The organism is Mammaliicoccus stepanovicii (assembly GCF_002902525.1).
GTDB classification, from domain to species: Bacteria; Bacillota; Bacilli; order Staphylococcales; family Staphylococcaceae; genus Mammaliicoccus; species Mammaliicoccus stepanovicii.
This window is the reverse complement of record NZ_PPQZ01000058.1, coordinates 1-16,222: the sequence shown is the minus strand read 5'-3', so window position 1 is coordinate 16,222 and position 16,222 is coordinate 1. Positions and strand designations below refer to the sequence as shown.

The following is a 16,222-nucleotide window of genomic DNA, read 5'->3' as shown; positions in this document are numbered from 1 at the left end:
AGATGTGTATAAGAGACAGGTTGAGTTAGTTATTGATTCTGCTCTACGAGAAAATCGTAAACGTGAATTAAATAATTTAATTGATGAAGCACTTGTGAATCACAATAACACTTTATTTATGCAATATAGTGAAGAACTAATACAGTTGGAGGATTTACAATCGTGACAATTCATTTAATTATTAACACATAAAAAGAGACTACTTTTGACGTAAATCAAAAATAGTCTCTTCTTTTTTATAGCATTAAATTGATTATTTCTTCTTTCTTAATATCTCCAAAGTAATGATATACATCTATATCTTGTAATGCTTTAACGATAAATTCTTTCTGATGTTGTACGCCAATTAATGCGTCTTCTATATCTTTCACATCACCTACACCAAAGAAATCGCCAAATATTGCTGCATGCTCAATTACACCTTTCTTAACGTCTAGCTTAATTTGAACTAGCCCTCTTTCAAATTTATAACTTTTTTCGAAGTTATATTTAGGATTTTTCCCGTAATTCCAATCCCAATTTTGATATTTATTTTTACTTAATTCGTTAATTTTTTCCCAGTCATCTTCTGTAAGATGATACTCTTCAACCGTTTCACTTCCTTGTTGTTTAAATATAGATGAGAGTATACGTTGTTTAAACGTCTCAATATCCATTGGCTCATCTAAAAATTCTTGTATATTCGCTACCCGAGATCTAATTGATTTAATACCTTTAGATTTTATCTTTGCTTCATTTACGCGTAACGCATTGACTACTTCTTCAATCTCACTATTAAGCATTAACGTTCCGTGTGAGAACATTCTATCTTTTTGCTTAACCATTGCATTCCCTGAAATCTTTCTTTCCCCAACTTGAATATCGTTACGACCAGATAATTGTGCTTGAACACCCATTTCATTTAATGCGTCAACGATGGGCTGTGTGAACTTAGCAAAATTATGAAAGCTATCTTCATCATCTTTCGTTACAAAACTAAAGTTTAAATTCCCTAAGTCATGGTAAACCGCTCCTCCACCTGAAATTCTTCTCACTACTTTAATATTATGCGCTTCAACATACTCTTGGTTAACTTCTTCAATCGTATTTTGATTTTTCCCTACTATAATTGATGGTTTATTAATATAAAATAAAAAATAACTATCATCTTTAGGTAATGATGTTAAAACATATTCCTCCATTGCTAAATTAATCATTGGATCTGTAATATTGTTGTTACTTATAAACTTCATTCAAACTACCTCCATATTTAACTTTTTATTTTAACTTAATTTTACCACATGTATTAATTAACCTAAGTATGATTAGTTTATGATAAAATAGAATTATATCTATGAATTACTTTAATAAATGAAGGTAATTTAGTATAATGTTTCTTAGTATTATTTAGGAGGAATAAAATGACAATCGCAGAAGTTGGAAATATCATTGAATTTCAAGATGGACTTAAAGGTCGTGTAGAAAAGATTAACGAAAATTCAGTTATAGTAGATTTAACTATTATGGACAATTTTGAAAGTTTAGAAATACCAGAAAAAACTGTAGTAAACCATAAGCGCTATACTATAATTTCTAATGAGGGATAATAGTGAAAAAACAAATTAATGGTCAATTAATATGGTTTATTTCGAGTTTTATTGTTTTTCATATCATTTTATTAATAATGCATGGTGAAAAAGAAGTATTTTGGTACTTATATACTGGCATCATGATGATTGCGGGAATCAGTTATGTTTTCTATCAAAGAGACATTAATTCTAAACGATTACTACAATCTATTGGATATGGCTTAATTGGTGCTGTTTGTTTAGTCATTTTACAATTGATATTATCATCAATATATAGTGGTTTATCATATGCATCACTCTTAAAGGAGCTCATACATGCAGGTGTATTTTATAAAATTCAAATGCTTGTGACCATTCTAATTGCTATACCATGTCATGAATTATATATGAGAACCATCTTACAACATCAATTACAAGAAAAGTTTTCTCAGCCATTTATTTCGATCGTTATAAGTGCACTCGCTTCTAGCTCATTATTTTTATATCTTGATGATATATCTATATTCATTTTTATATTTTTAGCGCAGTTCATATTATCCATACTATATTTCTACACAAGACGAATGATAACGTCATATATAGCACAAGTTGCTGCTATCATTATACTAGTTATTATATTTGGTTAATTACTAAGTTTTAAAATATTCAACTTTGAATCAGTATATCCAAACTTAAATAGCAGAAGAAAATCAGATTTGGATCTGATTTTCTTCTGCTATTTGTTTTTGAATTAAGATTGAAGTCCGAGAATCATATCGTCGCCCATCTCGTGGATTAACTTTCGAGTTATTCCATGACTTTACCCACTTCGTTTTATTTATGACTGAAGCGAATGATGACTCAACCTTGTGGTTATTATTTCACTTCAAATTGATGCTTAATTTCAATTTGACCTTTCGTTTCTGACAATTCATCTACCATATGTTCTATGACTGTTAGTTTAGACATCTCATAGCTATTTTCTGAAATGATATTGTTTACATGTCTATATAAATAATCTGTCATGATGACGTTATATGTGGTGTTTAGTTCTACATTTTCTATATTTACTCTTTGACCAACTGGTTGATTTAAATCAATTGTATATTTAAAACCTCTCCATACTGTCATCAATGTCGGTTCTAATATTTCTTGATTATATTCAATCTTCCCATTATGTTTAGTCATTGCAGTAGCTGTTCTTTCCAAAATTCGTTTAATTTCATAACCACTTAACTGTATTTTGATTGGCTTATCTGAATGGATATATGATTCATAAACATCTTTTATTTGTAGTTCGCCTCGTAATCCATTACCTTGAGGATTACCAATTTGTGCACAAATAAAATCAGCTTCATCAAAAGCACGACTCAAACTATTTTGAATGCATTCTATAAAACGATGTGGTTGTAAGAATAAATCCGTTAGCTGTTTGTATCCCATGATTACTGGTATATCTACAACTGTCTTTTCAGACCAATGTTTAACAGCTTTTTGATCAAAATAAATTAATTCTTGTAGATCTCTATCTTCAGGATAACTTGAAATTTCAACATGTTGAACTGATGTATCAATTATTTCCACTGAATTTGTACGTTTTCTAAATTGAATTGACATGTTGATAATGTTCGTTGCATCTTTCCCAGGCTGTATGAAGTGAGTCTCTGCAACTTTTAAATCAACGACTTGATCTTGATGACCTGTAATAATGACATTGACACCTTCTGTACTTTTTATCATATTTTCTGCATTGTTACTGTAGTAAGATCTATAATTATTCTTGTTAGTATACGTATTTAATCCCCCATGATACAACATAATTAAGAAGTCAGGACTTTCCTTTTCATGTAAGTATCTTACCCAACGTTTTGCAGTAGCCATCGATTCACCGACTACTACTTCATCTTCAAGTTCTACATTTTGATTTTCCATTAAACCACTGGAAGTAAATCCAATGATGCCTATTTTAATACCTTCAACATACTTTATTGTATAAGGGGTAGTGAAGTATGGTTCTCGTGTTTTACTATGTTCAATATTTGCTGCTAACCATGGGAAACGACTTAATGCTATGGATTTATTTAAGAAGTCTAATCCAAATTTAAATTCTTCAGGGCTTACACCACTCGCATCAAATTTCATTTCGTTCATAATTTTAATCATTGGATTTCTCTTATAAGGCGCTATTTGAGCATAATAAAAAGCAAACATTGAACCCGACAACATACCGCCATTATCCAACAATAAAACATGATGATTGGTTTTACGTTTATGCTTAACGTAAGTTGCCATTTTTAATATATTTCCACTAATACCAATCTGCCCATGTAAATCAGAAGTTGCTAATAAATCTATTGTGACGGTTTCATTCGTTTTCATTGTTCTCCCCCTCTTTTACTATTATTTTAACATTTTTAAAAAGAGTTATGTTTTTTTCTGTTAATTTGCTAAAATAACTACAAGAAGGTAGGAGGAACTCATGAAATTTTTAACTAAAATGATTATAATCAATATTATAATAGCTCTAATTATTTCACTGATAATCGGAATCGTACTTAATAAAACTTATACAACTAGAATTGATCAACGATTAGACACGACTAAAGAAATAATAAATTTAAAGATTGAAACGTTTATTAATGAAACAAACAGCATTCCTGAATCTTTATTTACAATTTTGTCCTATTCAAATGATAAGGATTTCATCAATGATTTCCTAGAGGATAATCATTCTAGATATCCATGGATTGATCATATTTATATATTAAATGACCGTAATCAAATAGAATACGATTCTAAAAAGAATGCAACCCTTGATGATTATAATGCATTTAAATTTCCATTTCCGATTTCGAAAAATTCAACTTTGAATAGTAAAACTTTCAATATCAAAGAATCTGAAACACTCCTATTAAAAAATAGAATTAAAGTAAATGGTAAAACGTATACTGCCGCTGCTGAAATTAATATGAATGCATTTGAAAATGAAGTCAAACTTATTTCAAGCCGTTATAATATACAAGTTAAAGGTATTGATGGAACTGTAATATATGATATCGGTCCAAAATATAAAAATTCAAGATCAATTAACTATCAATATGAAGATTTTCCTTTTAAAATCAATATTTCAACACAAGATTACTTTATGACTCGTGTTATCATACCTATTATTTTTATATTTTTACTTATATTCTTGTTATTAACCATTTTTGCAATGATATACAAAAGTAGATTAGACCGTTTTGAACATGAAAAACTGATCCAACATGCGAACAATGAAAAATTAAGATTAATTGGAACATTAGCAGCAAACACAGCACATGAAATTAAAAATCCACTCACAAGTATCAATGGATTTATAGAACTAACTCGTATGAAGTATGATAAAGATAAAACAGATACACATTTTAATGTCATATCAGAAGAACTTGATAGAATAAATAATATCGTAACTCAATTTTTATATCTAGGTAAACCCACAAACTTAAAATATTCTAACGTAAATATCAATCAAGCAGTTAAAGAAGTTATAAAATTTTTAGAATATGAATTTGAACAAAATAATATCACAATTTCACTAAAAATGAATAACGATTCAATATATTCATTTTTATCTGAAGATCAATTAAAACAAATTTTGATTAATTTATTCCAAAATTCTAAAGATGCATTATGTGAAACTGAAAATGCTCATATTAATATTAAATTAAGCAAAAATCTTAATGAAACCGCTACGCTAATATTTAACGATAACGGACCAGGGATACCTAGTGATATTCAAAAAGAAATCTTCGATCCATTTTTCACAACTAAAGAATTTGGAAGTGGATTAGGACTATATTTAAGCAAAAAATTAATCGAAGACTGGAATGGTAAAATTGATGTTTCTACTAATCCCAAACAAGGAACTTCATTTATCATTACACTTCCTATCGCTAAAAATAAAAAACTAGAATAATAAATATTTGATATAAACCAAAACGAGAAAATCATTGTAAGATGTGATTTTCTCGTTTTTTTCATGATTGAAAACTATATTTTGCTTAATTTTAGGAGGCACATCAAAGTCACGGAATAACTCGGCTGTTAATCCACGAAATGGTCTAAGTCTTGGAATAACTCGGCTGTTAATCCACGAAATGGTCTAAGTCTTGGAATAACTCGATAGTTAATCCATGAAATAGGCAAAGTCTTGGAATAACTCGATAGTTAATCCATGAAATAGGCAAAGTCTTGGAATAATTCGATAGTTAATCCATGAAATAGGCAAAGTCTTGGATTAACACGGCAGTTAATCCATAAGATGGTCGAAATTTGTGTTTAAACCTATAAAATACTAAGCAATATATAAAAACTAGGCTACTTATCTTCCATAGAATTGAAGAAATAAGTAGCCTAGAAAATAGTGTTTTTATTAAGTTTTCTTATTTAACCTATTTGGATTCGTTCTTTCGGATAATGGAATTTATCTGGTGTAGACTTACCACCTAACATAACTACAAATACTAATAATCCGACACGTCCAATAAACATTAAGATCATGATTACAATTTTCGAACCTAATTGCAACTCATCTGTAATCCCCATCGATAGCCCACATGTACCGAATGCAGACATAATTTCAAAAAATATTGAAAGCAAATCATGTTTGCCGCCTTCAAATCGCACAACAGTTAGTAAACCGACAAACGTAATAAATATTGCTAATGCAATTACGGCAAATGAACGTTGTATATCTATTGGATGTATCTCTCTATTAAATGCTTTTATCGTTGTTCTACCATTACTAAAATTAATCATATATAACACTAATATTGCGAATGTTGTCGTTCGAATACCACCACCAACTGAACTTGGTGATGAACCAATGAACATTAATCCTCCTAAAAAGAAGTTTGTAGCATCAGTAAAATGAGTTAAATCAATCGTTGATAGTCCAGCACTTCTTGTAGAAGATGATTGGAACATGGCATAGAATAAAGATTTGTGCCAAGTAACACCTTTCAAAGAGTGACTAAATTCAAACAAATAAATTACAACTGTACCTATTAAGAATAAAAATAAATAAGTCGTACTCGCAATTTTTGTGAATAATGAAAATCTAAAATTAGGAATAGTATTTTTCATATATGTTTTTACTTCTACTAATACAGGAAAACCAATTGCACCGAGCATGATCAATAACATAATGATTGTTTGTACAAAGTAATCTCCTGCATATGGAGCAATGGAATTACCCGTTATATCTAAACCACCATTTGTCGTTGCAGATATCGAAGCAAATATACCGTGATGTATCGCTTCCCTGATTGAACCAAGATCTTTATAAAAATAAAATGATAATAATATTGCACCTATTAATTCAATCATGAGTATCGTTCTAACAATATCTAATATTAATTTAACAACGCCATTCATTGCATTAGAATTACTATCAAGCATTATTAATTGTCTTTCTCTTAATCCAATATGCTTTCCAATTATAACCCAAAGTAATGTTCCTATTGCCATTACACCGATACCACCAATATTTAAAATGATGAGTATGACGCCTTGGCCAAAAGTCGTGAATGTATCTTGGATTACAACTGGTGACAGTCCTGTAACACTCACACCTGAAACAGCAACAAACAATGTGTCTATTGGTGCAATTTTAACGCCTGGCTTCACAACATATGGTAAATTCAATAATAAAAAGGCGACAATAATTGCAGCCAAATAATACAATACAATACCTTGTTGAGGCGTCATTTTTTGGAAAAAGTATTTAATTATGGACACAAATTGTCACCTCTATATTATTTTAAAGTCAGTGATTTATTCACTTTTTTTCCATTTCTAATGATTGTTAAATCTATCTTATCGCCAGATTTGTGATTATTATATAGCTCTTTTCTAAATTGTAAATTATTCTCGATTAATTTGCCGTCTATTTCAACAATTACATCATTAAATTTAATACCAGCTTTACTTGCATTGCTCTTATCTTCAACACCAGTAATAACCATACCTGTTTTATATTGATCAGGTAAATATATTTGAGCTTTTTCTTCATCTTTTAAGGTATTAAAGTTTTTGGCCATAACACCCATTTCTGGTCGAGCAATTTTTCCATCTGATTCTAATTTATTTATGTAATCACTTGCTTCATTAGATGGAATAGCAAATCCCATACCTTCAACATTAGGCATGTTAATTTTCAGTGATACAATACCAATTAAATTCCCTTGAGAATCCAGTATAGGACCACCTGAATTACCTGGATTTACGGCTGCATCAGTTTGAATAGCTTTAAGTTCCCAATCGTACTCATTATCATTATTAAAGTCAACCGGTACTTTTCTATCTAATCCTGAAACGACACCCGTTGATATACTATTTTGGAACTCAGAACCTAAAGGACTACCAATCACGATTGCCGTCTCGCCTAAAATTAAGTTGTCCGAGTCTTCAAATTTGATAGGTTTAAATTTGGTTTTATTATCCAATGCTATCGTTACAACCGCAATATCAGACCATTGATCACTTCCTACAACTTTTCCATCAAACTTTTTACCGTTTGTAGCTGTGATGATTGGTTTTTTATCATTTGCTAAAACATGTGCATTTGTTGCTATGTATGCTTTATCATCTTTAACTTTATAAACGACACCAGAACCTACACCACTATTTTCTTCTTTTTCTTTTTGTGTAGATTCTTCTTTACTTGTAACATCAGAATCATCGTGAGACACGCCTACGACCGAGTTTTTAGATTTCTCTACCGCTTCCATCACATTAGTAATTGGTTTTTGGAATCCTTTTTGAGATTGTGCTTCTTCAATAGATTTGCGACTTTCATTAGGTGGATTTACATTTTGGAATATACTCCAAACTAAAATAAAAATAAGTATAATAGCTAATAATATTGCGATAATTGGCCAATGTCTTTCAATTTTAGAAATCATTTTATTTAAAATATCATTACTATTTTGAGCTTTTTCTTCAACTTTTTCGTCATGTCTTGCACCTAATTGCTTATTAATAACAAAATCTTGGTCATCATTCGTTACGTTATCTTTATTTTCTACATTTTTATATGTGATATGTTGTGTTTCATCAATAAAATCTTCTTCCTTATCTTGTTGTTCTGAAACTTCTTTTTCTTCAACAAATTCTTTATCTTCTTTATCTTCTTTATCTTCATGATTGTTTGTTGCTAATCTATCATCATCCAAATCTATTGTTGGATGTGACTGTGATTCTTCTTCTTGTTTTTTTATTTCTTCTTTAGTTAATTTTTCAATACGTGCTTTTTGCATATTTTCTTTAACACGATTTTCATTTTTCTTTTGTTGTTCTAATTCATTCGCACGTTTGATTTCATTTTCTTTTCTTTCAATTTCAATTCTTTTTTCACGTTCTTCATTATGAAAAAATTCACGTCTTGTTCGCTTATATTCATTTCTAGGAATGACATGCTTTTTTCGTGACATTTATTGTCCTCCTCAATCTAAACACTTAGTGTATCTATTATGACATATATTACATAAATTATTAACATATATCCACATTATAAATGCAATTTAGTCTGTCGTCTTCATAATTTCTCAATAAATTTATTTATGAAGAAAAAATACATGTCATACTATAATATTTAAACCATATTATAAAATGAGACGAGGACTTAATAAATATGTCCCCGCCTCATTTTTTGTTTTAACTGTACGTATTTAATTTGTTTTTTTATTTTCTCTAACTGATGTAATCCAACCCACAATAACTAATATGAGTAATACACTCCAGAATATTGATTGCCATAATATACCGTGCGGAAAGTCATGTGGAAGTAGGGCAATTTTTTCATGTGCAAGTACAATGACCATGAGTTTAATACCGACCCAACCAACAATAGCAAATGCTGCTGCTTCAAGATTTGGATATTTGTTTAATAACTCGACAAAGTAAGTTGCAGCAAATCTCATGATAATAACACCTATCATACCGCCTAAGAACATAACTGTAAATTGACCAGCATCCATACCACCGAAGTGAATACCAACAGCAGGTAACGTCACGGCTATCGCAAATGCCGCTAACATTGAATCAATTGCGAATGCAATATCGGCAAATTCTACTTTTAACACTGTCATCCAGAAGTTTTTCTTTAACTTATGGTGATCTTCTTTATCAGTAGGAAATTCTTCTTCAGGATAAGTTTCGTCTCCACCAACATCATCAGGAGATTTAACAGCATCACCTTTATCTTTATGTTTCTTAAATTCTATTAAATTCTTAACTGACATATACAATAAGTATAAAGCCCCTGCTGCTTGAATTGGCCAGAAGTTTGCTAAGAAACTAATTAAGAATAATGATAAGAACCTAAATACAAATGCACCTAATAAACCGTAAAATAATGCTTTCTTTCTTAAATCTTCTGGTAAATGCTTAACCATTACCGCCATAACAACCGCATTGTCTGCTGCTAATAATCCTTCTAAAAAGATTAATACGATTAATACCCAACCATAGCTTAACAATAAACTTGGATCCATCTTTTCACACTCCATTTTCTTTTTTCAAAACAAAAGAGACCATGCCTAATTAAAGGCAAAGGTCTCACTTAACATTTATAACATGCCCATATTACCGGAAACTCGCGTTTCGTAATGACGATAATATGCTAGAATTTAAATTCTAAAGTTACTCCCCTTCGACAAAGTCGTAGGTCTATTTAGTTTTACTTCGTTATTATACTATGTTTTTCTAATTATAACAAACTAAATAATTTAATTTCTGGGAACTTATCTTCGAACCATCTTGTAGCGAATTCATTTTCGAATAAGAATACATATTGATCATATCTGTCTTTTACTAAGATTGAACGACTTGAGTTCATATTATCTTTAATATCTTTTTCATTTTCAATCCATCTTGCAATCTTTTTACCAACTTGTTCCATGACAACATCTACATTATATTCATTTTTCATACGATGTTCGAATACTTCAAATTGGAGTTGTCCAACTGCACCTAGAATGATTTGATTTGTATGCAATGTTTTGTAAAGTTGAATTGCACCTTCTTGTACAAGTTGATCTACACCTTTATGAAAATGTTTTTGCTTCATAACATTCTTCGCACTAACTTTCATAAATATTTCAGGTGTGAACTGAGGAAGTGTTTCAAATTGAAATTTTTGGTTTCCTCCAACAAGTGTATCTCCGATTTGATAATTACCTGTATCATATAATCCTATGATATCACCACTAACTGCGTGGTTAACCGTTTGTGTATCATCTGCCATAAACGAAGTTGAGCGTGTTATTTTTTGCTTTTTCTTATTTCGTTGTAGTGTTACATCCATTCCTCTTTCAAATGCACCACTAACCACTCTCATAAATGCAATTCTGTCTCTATGTCTAGGATCCATATTGGCTTGGATTTTAAAGATAAATCCTGAGAAATCTTTATCGAAAGGATCAACGACATCTCCTTCTTCTGTTTTACGTCCATTAGGCATCGGTGCATAATCAACATAAGCATTAAGGAAATTTTGAACTCCAAAGTTAGCTAACGCAGAACCAAAGAATACCGGTGTTAACTCCCCAGCCAATAACATTTCTTCATCAAATTGTTCGCCAACCTCATCTACTAACATTAACTCATCAATAGCTTGTTCAAATAGTCCGTCATGCTTAATTGGATGATCTTCTTCAAGTTCGTATTCATCATTCAAATGTAGAATGTTTTCTTCATCTCTAAATGGTTCGATTGTTTTTTCGGCTCTATCGATTATTCCGAAGAAGTTCTGACCCATTCCTACAGGCCAGTTCATAGGGAATGTTTCTATTTCTAGCTTTTGTTCAATTTCTTCTAATAATTCGAACGGCTCTTTACCCATTCTGTCTAACTTATTTATAAAAGTAAAAATTGGTATGCCTCTCATTTTACAAACTTTAAACAGTTTTAATGTTTGAGGTTCTATACCTTTTGCACAGTCAATGACCATCACAGCACTATCAACTGCCATTAAAGTTCTATACGTATCCTCAGAGAAGTCCTCATGTCCAGGTGTATCTAATATATTAATATTATAATGATCATAATTAAATTGCATAACTGAACTCGTTACGGAAATACCACGTTCTTGTTCCACTTTCATCCAGTCACTTGTCGCAAATTTACCGGATTTTTTCCCTTTAACAGTACCAGCTTGTCTAATTGCACCACCAAAAAGTAATAACTTCTCAGTTAATGTCGTTTTACCGGCATCTGGGTGGGATATTATCGCAAATGTTTTTCTACTTTCTACTTCTTGTTTTATCGTCACGATTCATTTCTCCTTAAAGTTCAGATGTCCATTGGCTAATTCTATTCGCAAGTTCTTCTGATTCATCTTCATCTAATACATTAAATAAGTGTAAGTATAAATGCTCGATAAGTGACTCACCATATAAATCGTAATCTACTTTGATGGACCAAAATAAATCTGGAATAGAAATAACAAAATATTCTTCTTTTTTATTTTCATATATATATACTTTGAAATTTGATTTTTGAGAATGACTTTCTCTAATTTTCACTTTGTTTTCCTCCATATTTTTCATAGGCAGCTTCTAATCCTATTAAATCATCTCTATGTGGCACTTTAATATGACCAGGCATGATTTGATATGGTTCTCTACCTTTTGAAGCTAATACGACAGTGTCTCCTGGTTCAGAGATGTCAATTGCATGTTTAATACCTTCAGCTCTATCTTCAAATTCTACATAATTATTGTGAGTCGCTCCTTTAGCTAATTCTGCAGTTAACATCTTTGGATCATCATTTGCCGGATTGTCAGGTGTAAATATTACATAATCTGCACGACAACTTATTTTACCCATTTCAGGTGTTTTTGTTAAGTCTCTTTCACCTGCCATACCAACTAAGAATATAAGTTTCTGTTTCACAAATGGTTTAACAGCATCTATTAATTTATCCATGCCATCAGGTGTATGTGCATAATCTATAATTAAATCAATAGGCAAATTTCGATCTAGTACTTCTAAACGACCTTCAACAGGTGGCATATCTTGTATTGCCTTCGTAATTTCTTCAAGACTATAGTTTTGTACCCATAACCCTAATATACTCGCTAATAAGTTTAACACATTAAATTTACCTAAATAAGGTGAATTGACTTCATATTCACCAAAAGGTGTAACTAATGTGAATTGAACACCATTTATAGATTCTTGGATATCTTTAGCCATAAAATCCGCTTCATTATCTATACCATATGTAAAAACTTCAAATGGAGATACATGATAAAGTTCTTCTGAAAATGCATCATCTGCATTTAATATTACGAACTTGTCTTTTCTATAATCTTGACCTAATTGACTAAATAAAAGTGACTTAGCATGTCCGTACGATTCCATCGTACCGTGGAAATCTAAATGATCTTGAGTTAGATTTGAAAATATTGCTATATCAAACTCAACGCCTCTTAAACGCCCGATAACTAATCCATGACTCGATACTTCGAATGTCATGCTTTCACAATTTTGTTTAACCGCTTCATTAATATGTTTTGTTAACGTAACAGTTTCCGGAGTTGTGTTAACACCTTTCGTAACCTTCTCGTTAATTTGAAACCCATTCGTACCTAAATATGCACTTCCTTTATTTAAGCCTCTTGTTAAATGGTGAATCATTGTTGCGATTGTTGTTTTACCATTAGTTCCAGTTACACCAATTGTAGTAAGTTGTTGACTCGGAAAGTTAAATAGTAAATGACTAAAGATACTTGCAACTTTAAGCGTGTCTTTAACTTCTATTAATAATACCGATTCAGGTAGCGCTATATAATGATCACTAACGATGACTGTACAGCCCTCTTCAATCACTTTAGGAATAAATTTATGGCTATCGACCGTATATCCTTTCGATGCTACAAATATGGACCCTTTCTTAGCAGTTCTAGAATCTGTTGTAATATCTATAACTTCTTGGTCTTCATTCCCATAAGTTTTTTTTATTTTTATTTTTTTTAATAACGTTTTAACGTCCATCGTTATTTCTCCTTTATTTTCAGGTAGGTCTATTATACACTTTCTCAATCTGATTTTATAGTTTTGACTTAAATCATTCCAAGTGTTAAAGTGAGTGAGTACTCACTTATAAAAAAAGAGGTGTTTTCATGATAAATATTCAATCTATGTCAAAGTCTTATGGACATACGCAAATTCTTGACAATGTCACAACCGAATTCGAACCCGGTTGCATCACGGGACTAATTGGCCCTTCTGGTGCAGGAAAAACAACTTTGATTAAATGCATATTAGGTATGGAGTCAATAGACAATGGCACAATCACGATTAAGGATATTTCAATTCCTAATAGAGAAATATTAAGATCCATAGGTTACATGGCTCAAAGCGATGCTTTGTTTGAAGATTTAACAACGTATGAAAACATGAAATTTTTTGGCAAATTATATATCGGCAAAGACTTAAACTTAAATCATCAAATTGACAAAGCTTTAAATATGGTCAATTTATCTGATGAAGCCAACAAGAAAGTTAAAGATTTTTCTGGCGGTATGAAACGAAGATTATCACTCGCCATTAGCTTTATCCAAGATCCAGAAATTTTAATTTTAGATGAACCGACAGTCGGTATCGATCCTAAGTTAAGAAAATCCATTTGGAATGATTTATTCGATGTTCGTGATAAAGGAAAAACGATTCTTGTAACGACTCACGTATTAGATGAAGCAGATAAGTGTGATAAATTACTATTAATGAGAGATGGTAAAATCATTTCTTATGGTAGCCCAAATGAAATTAAACATAAATTTAACGCTGATACGATTGAAGATGTGTTCTTAAAGTTAGGAGATGATGACGATGCTTAATATTGCTGCTAGAATTTTAAAGCAAGTAATCCGAGATAAACGAACATTAATGTTACTACTTGTTGCACCACTCTTTATACTAACTTTAATTTATTTCTTGTTTAATTACTCTGATGAAACAACAGATTTAAAAGTCGGGACCATTCAATTAAATAAAGAAATAGACAATAAATTACACGATTTAAATATTGATACCATTAAATATTCGAATAACAATCACTTAGAGGATAAATTCAAAGATGATCAGCTCGATGGTTTTATCGTTGGAAAAAACGACAAATTAAACATAACATATGAAAATTCCGATCCGAGTGTTACCACTCAGTTACAAATGAAAATAAATCAATTAAAAATTAATCAAAATTTAAAACAACTTTCTAGTGCAATAACAGCACAAGGAAAAATAATAAATAACATTACAGCTCAACTTCCTCCTCAAATAAAGGAAAAGATGCATCATCAAGAGAAACCAACTGTTCATAAACTTGAAACAACCTCACATTATTTGCATGGAGATAAAGATACCAATTATTTTGATACGATTAGTCCAATACTTATTTCTTTCTTTGTATTTTTCTTTACATTCTTAATTTCAGGCATATCACTTTTAAAAGAAAGAACATCTGGAACTTTAGAAAGAACACTTTCCTCACCTATTAAAAAATATGAAATCATCTTAGGCTATATTATAGGTTATGGGACATTTGCTATTATTCAGACAACTTTAATCGTCATTTATTCAATCTATGTATTACAAATGGTAAGTGAAGGTAATATCGCTTTAGTATTTGTAACGAATATTCTCGTATCTTTCATAGCCTTGACTTTAGGGTTATTATTATCAACTTATGCATCATCAGAATTTCAGATGATACAATTTATCCCTATCATCGTCATACCACAAATATTTTTTGCTGGTATTATACCTGTAGATACGATGCATAAAGTATTACAATACATTGCGCACATTATGCCATTATTTTATGCTGCCGATGCGAATCAGAACGTTATGTTAAGAGGATTTAACATCTCAGATATTTATATCGATTGGATAATATTATTTGCGATATTCATTTTATTATTAATTTTAAATATCTTTGGTATGTCTAGATATAGGAAAGTATAGGTGAAGGTTATGAATCGTTCCATCATTGAAATTGTTAATGAACAAATTAATAAACAAGCAGGAATTAGTAACAAACAGCAATCTGTATTATTGAGTGCAACAGAACTTTTCAGTATGAAAGGTTTTAATAATACTTCTACTAAAGACATAGCAAGTCTCGCACAAGTGTCAGAAGGTACAGTTTACAAGCATTTCAAGACGAAAGACGAATTACTTCATGCCGGTTTACTTCCATTGTATAAGTCAGTCGTTGCTCCTGAAATTGTTAAAGAATTCACCAACGAGCTGTCACAATGTAAAGATTTAGAATCATTTGTTGATACTTTCGTAGATAATCGTATTGAATTTATTCATAAAAATAAAAATCTCCTAAAAATTATTTTAGGAGAAGTCATGTTCAATGATAATATTCAAACACTCATGTATAATTTATTACAAGAAATGGTAGCACCGGCGATTGAATCACTCATTCAAAATTTAAAAAACAACAATCAAATCGACCCTGAAATACGTAATCACAACGCCTTTCAAGCTTTGGCAACAAACACGATTAGCGTTATGCTACCTGTTCTACTTTCACACAACTATGATGTGTCAAAATTAAATAGCGATATAAGCGCTACTAAGTATTTATTGTTAAAAATGTTGAAATAACAAATACT

At 30.7% G+C, this 16,222-nt stretch carries 15 protein-coding genes; 7 read left to right on the top strand and 8 right to left on the bottom strand.

Annotated features, from left to right (window positions below):
• Positions 1-4: 4 nt before the first annotated feature.
• Positions 5-166 (top strand): IDEAL domain-containing protein, encoded by a 162-nt coding sequence (locus CD111_RS12855; protein WP_103268499.1) that lies wholly within the window; start codon positions 5-7, stop codon positions 164-166.
• 70 nt (positions 167-236) lie between these two features.
• On the opposite strand, the gene CD111_RS08945 is transcribed toward CD111_RS12855, so the two are convergent.
• Positions 237-1,232 (bottom strand): lipoate--protein ligase, encoded by a 996-nt coding sequence (locus tag CD111_RS08945; RefSeq protein ID WP_095088812.1) that lies wholly within the window; start codon positions 1,230-1,232, stop codon positions 237-239.
• Between the two features lie 168 nt (positions 1,233-1,400).
• Between CD111_RS08945 and CD111_RS08940 the strand changes: the two genes are divergently transcribed.
• A complete protein-coding gene (locus CD111_RS08940; RefSeq protein ID WP_095088814.1) occupies positions 1,401-1,586 on the top strand; it encodes a YkvS family protein in 186 nt (61 codons plus the stop codon).
• A gap of 2 nt (positions 1,587-1,588) precedes the next feature.
• A complete protein-coding gene (locus CD111_RS08935) occupies positions 1,589-2,194 on the top strand; it encodes a CPBP family glutamic-type intramembrane protease (protein ID WP_095088815.1) in 606 nt (201 codons plus the stop codon).
• Between the two features lie 229 nt (positions 2,195-2,423).
• On the opposite strand, the gene CD111_RS08930 is transcribed toward CD111_RS08935, so the two are convergent.
• The gene (locus CD111_RS08930; RefSeq protein WP_095088816.1) at positions 2,424-3,926 is read right to left on the bottom strand and encodes a bifunctional metallophosphatase/5'-nucleotidase; all 1,503 of its coding nucleotides are present in this window, start codon (positions 3,924-3,926) and stop codon (positions 2,424-2,426) included.
• A 100-nt stretch (positions 3,927-4,026) separates the two neighbouring features.
• Between CD111_RS08930 and CD111_RS08925 the strand changes: the two genes are divergently transcribed.
• The gene (locus tag CD111_RS08925) at positions 4,027-5,505 is read left to right on the top strand and encodes a two-component system sensor histidine kinase NtrB (RefSeq protein WP_095088817.1); all 1,479 of its coding nucleotides are present in this window, start codon (positions 4,027-4,029) and stop codon (positions 5,503-5,505) included.
• Between the two features lie 470 nt (positions 5,506-5,975).
• Here the strand turns inward: CD111_RS08925 and CD111_RS08920 are convergent, their stop codons facing one another.
• The 6 genes from CD111_RS08920 to CD111_RS08895 all read right to left on the bottom strand — a co-directional run bounded on the left by CD111_RS08920 (position 5,976) and on the right by CD111_RS08895 (position 13,589).
• Entirely contained in the window at positions 5,976-7,328 is a 1,353-nt protein-coding gene (locus CD111_RS08920; protein WP_095088819.1) for a TrkH family potassium uptake protein, read from the bottom strand.
• A gap of 17 nt (positions 7,329-7,345) precedes the next feature.
• Positions 7,346-9,022, bottom strand: a complete 1,677-nt coding sequence (locus CD111_RS08915) for a S1C family serine protease (RefSeq protein WP_095088820.1) — start codon at positions 9,020-9,022, stop codon at positions 7,346-7,348.
• 237 nt (positions 9,023-9,259) lie between these two features.
• Positions 9,260-10,084, bottom strand: coding sequence for a TerC family protein (locus CD111_RS08910; RefSeq protein ID WP_095088821.1), 825 nt, complete (start codon positions 10,082-10,084; stop codon positions 9,260-9,262).
• Positions 10,085-10,299: 215 nt separating this feature from the next.
• Entirely contained in the window at positions 10,300-11,862 is a 1,563-nt protein-coding gene (locus CD111_RS08905) for a peptide chain release factor 3 (RefSeq protein ID WP_095088822.1), read from the bottom strand.
• 13 nt (positions 11,863-11,875) lie between these two features.
• Complete coding sequence (locus tag CD111_RS08900; RefSeq protein ID WP_095088824.1) at positions 11,876-12,115, bottom strand: YueH family protein; 240 nt, start codon at positions 12,113-12,115, stop codon at positions 11,876-11,878.
• The gene (locus CD111_RS08895; RefSeq protein ID WP_095088825.1) at positions 12,105-13,589 is read right to left on the bottom strand and encodes a UDP-N-acetylmuramoyl-L-alanyl-D-glutamate--L-lysine ligase; all 1,485 of its coding nucleotides are present in this window, start codon (positions 13,587-13,589) and stop codon (positions 12,105-12,107) included. The genes CD111_RS08900 and CD111_RS08895 overlap by 11 nt, the downstream gene beginning before the upstream one ends.
• 128 nt (positions 13,590-13,717) lie before the next feature.
• Here CD111_RS08895 and CD111_RS08890 point away from each other — a divergent pair, with 128 nt between their 5' ends.
• Genes CD111_RS08890 through CD111_RS08880 form a run of 3 tightly spaced genes read left to right on the top strand, consistent with a single transcriptional unit; the run spans position 13,718 to position 16,214 of the window.
• Positions 13,718-14,434: an ABC transporter ATP-binding protein gene (locus tag CD111_RS08890; RefSeq protein WP_095088826.1), complete on the top strand. Its 717-nt coding sequence runs from the start codon at positions 13,718-13,720 to the stop codon at positions 14,432-14,434.
• Positions 14,427-15,560 carry an ABC transporter permease gene (locus CD111_RS08885; protein WP_095088827.1) on the top strand — a complete coding sequence of 378 codons (1,134 nt, stop codon included), beginning with the start codon at positions 14,427-14,429 and terminating at the stop codon, positions 15,558-15,560. The genes CD111_RS08890 and CD111_RS08885 overlap by 8 nt, the downstream gene beginning before the upstream one ends.
• A 9-nt stretch (positions 15,561-15,569) precedes the next feature.
• Complete coding sequence (locus CD111_RS08880) at positions 15,570-16,214, top strand: TetR/AcrR family transcriptional regulator (protein ID WP_095088829.1); 645 nt, start codon at positions 15,570-15,572, stop codon at positions 16,212-16,214.
• Positions 16,215-16,222: the final 8 nt, after the last annotated feature.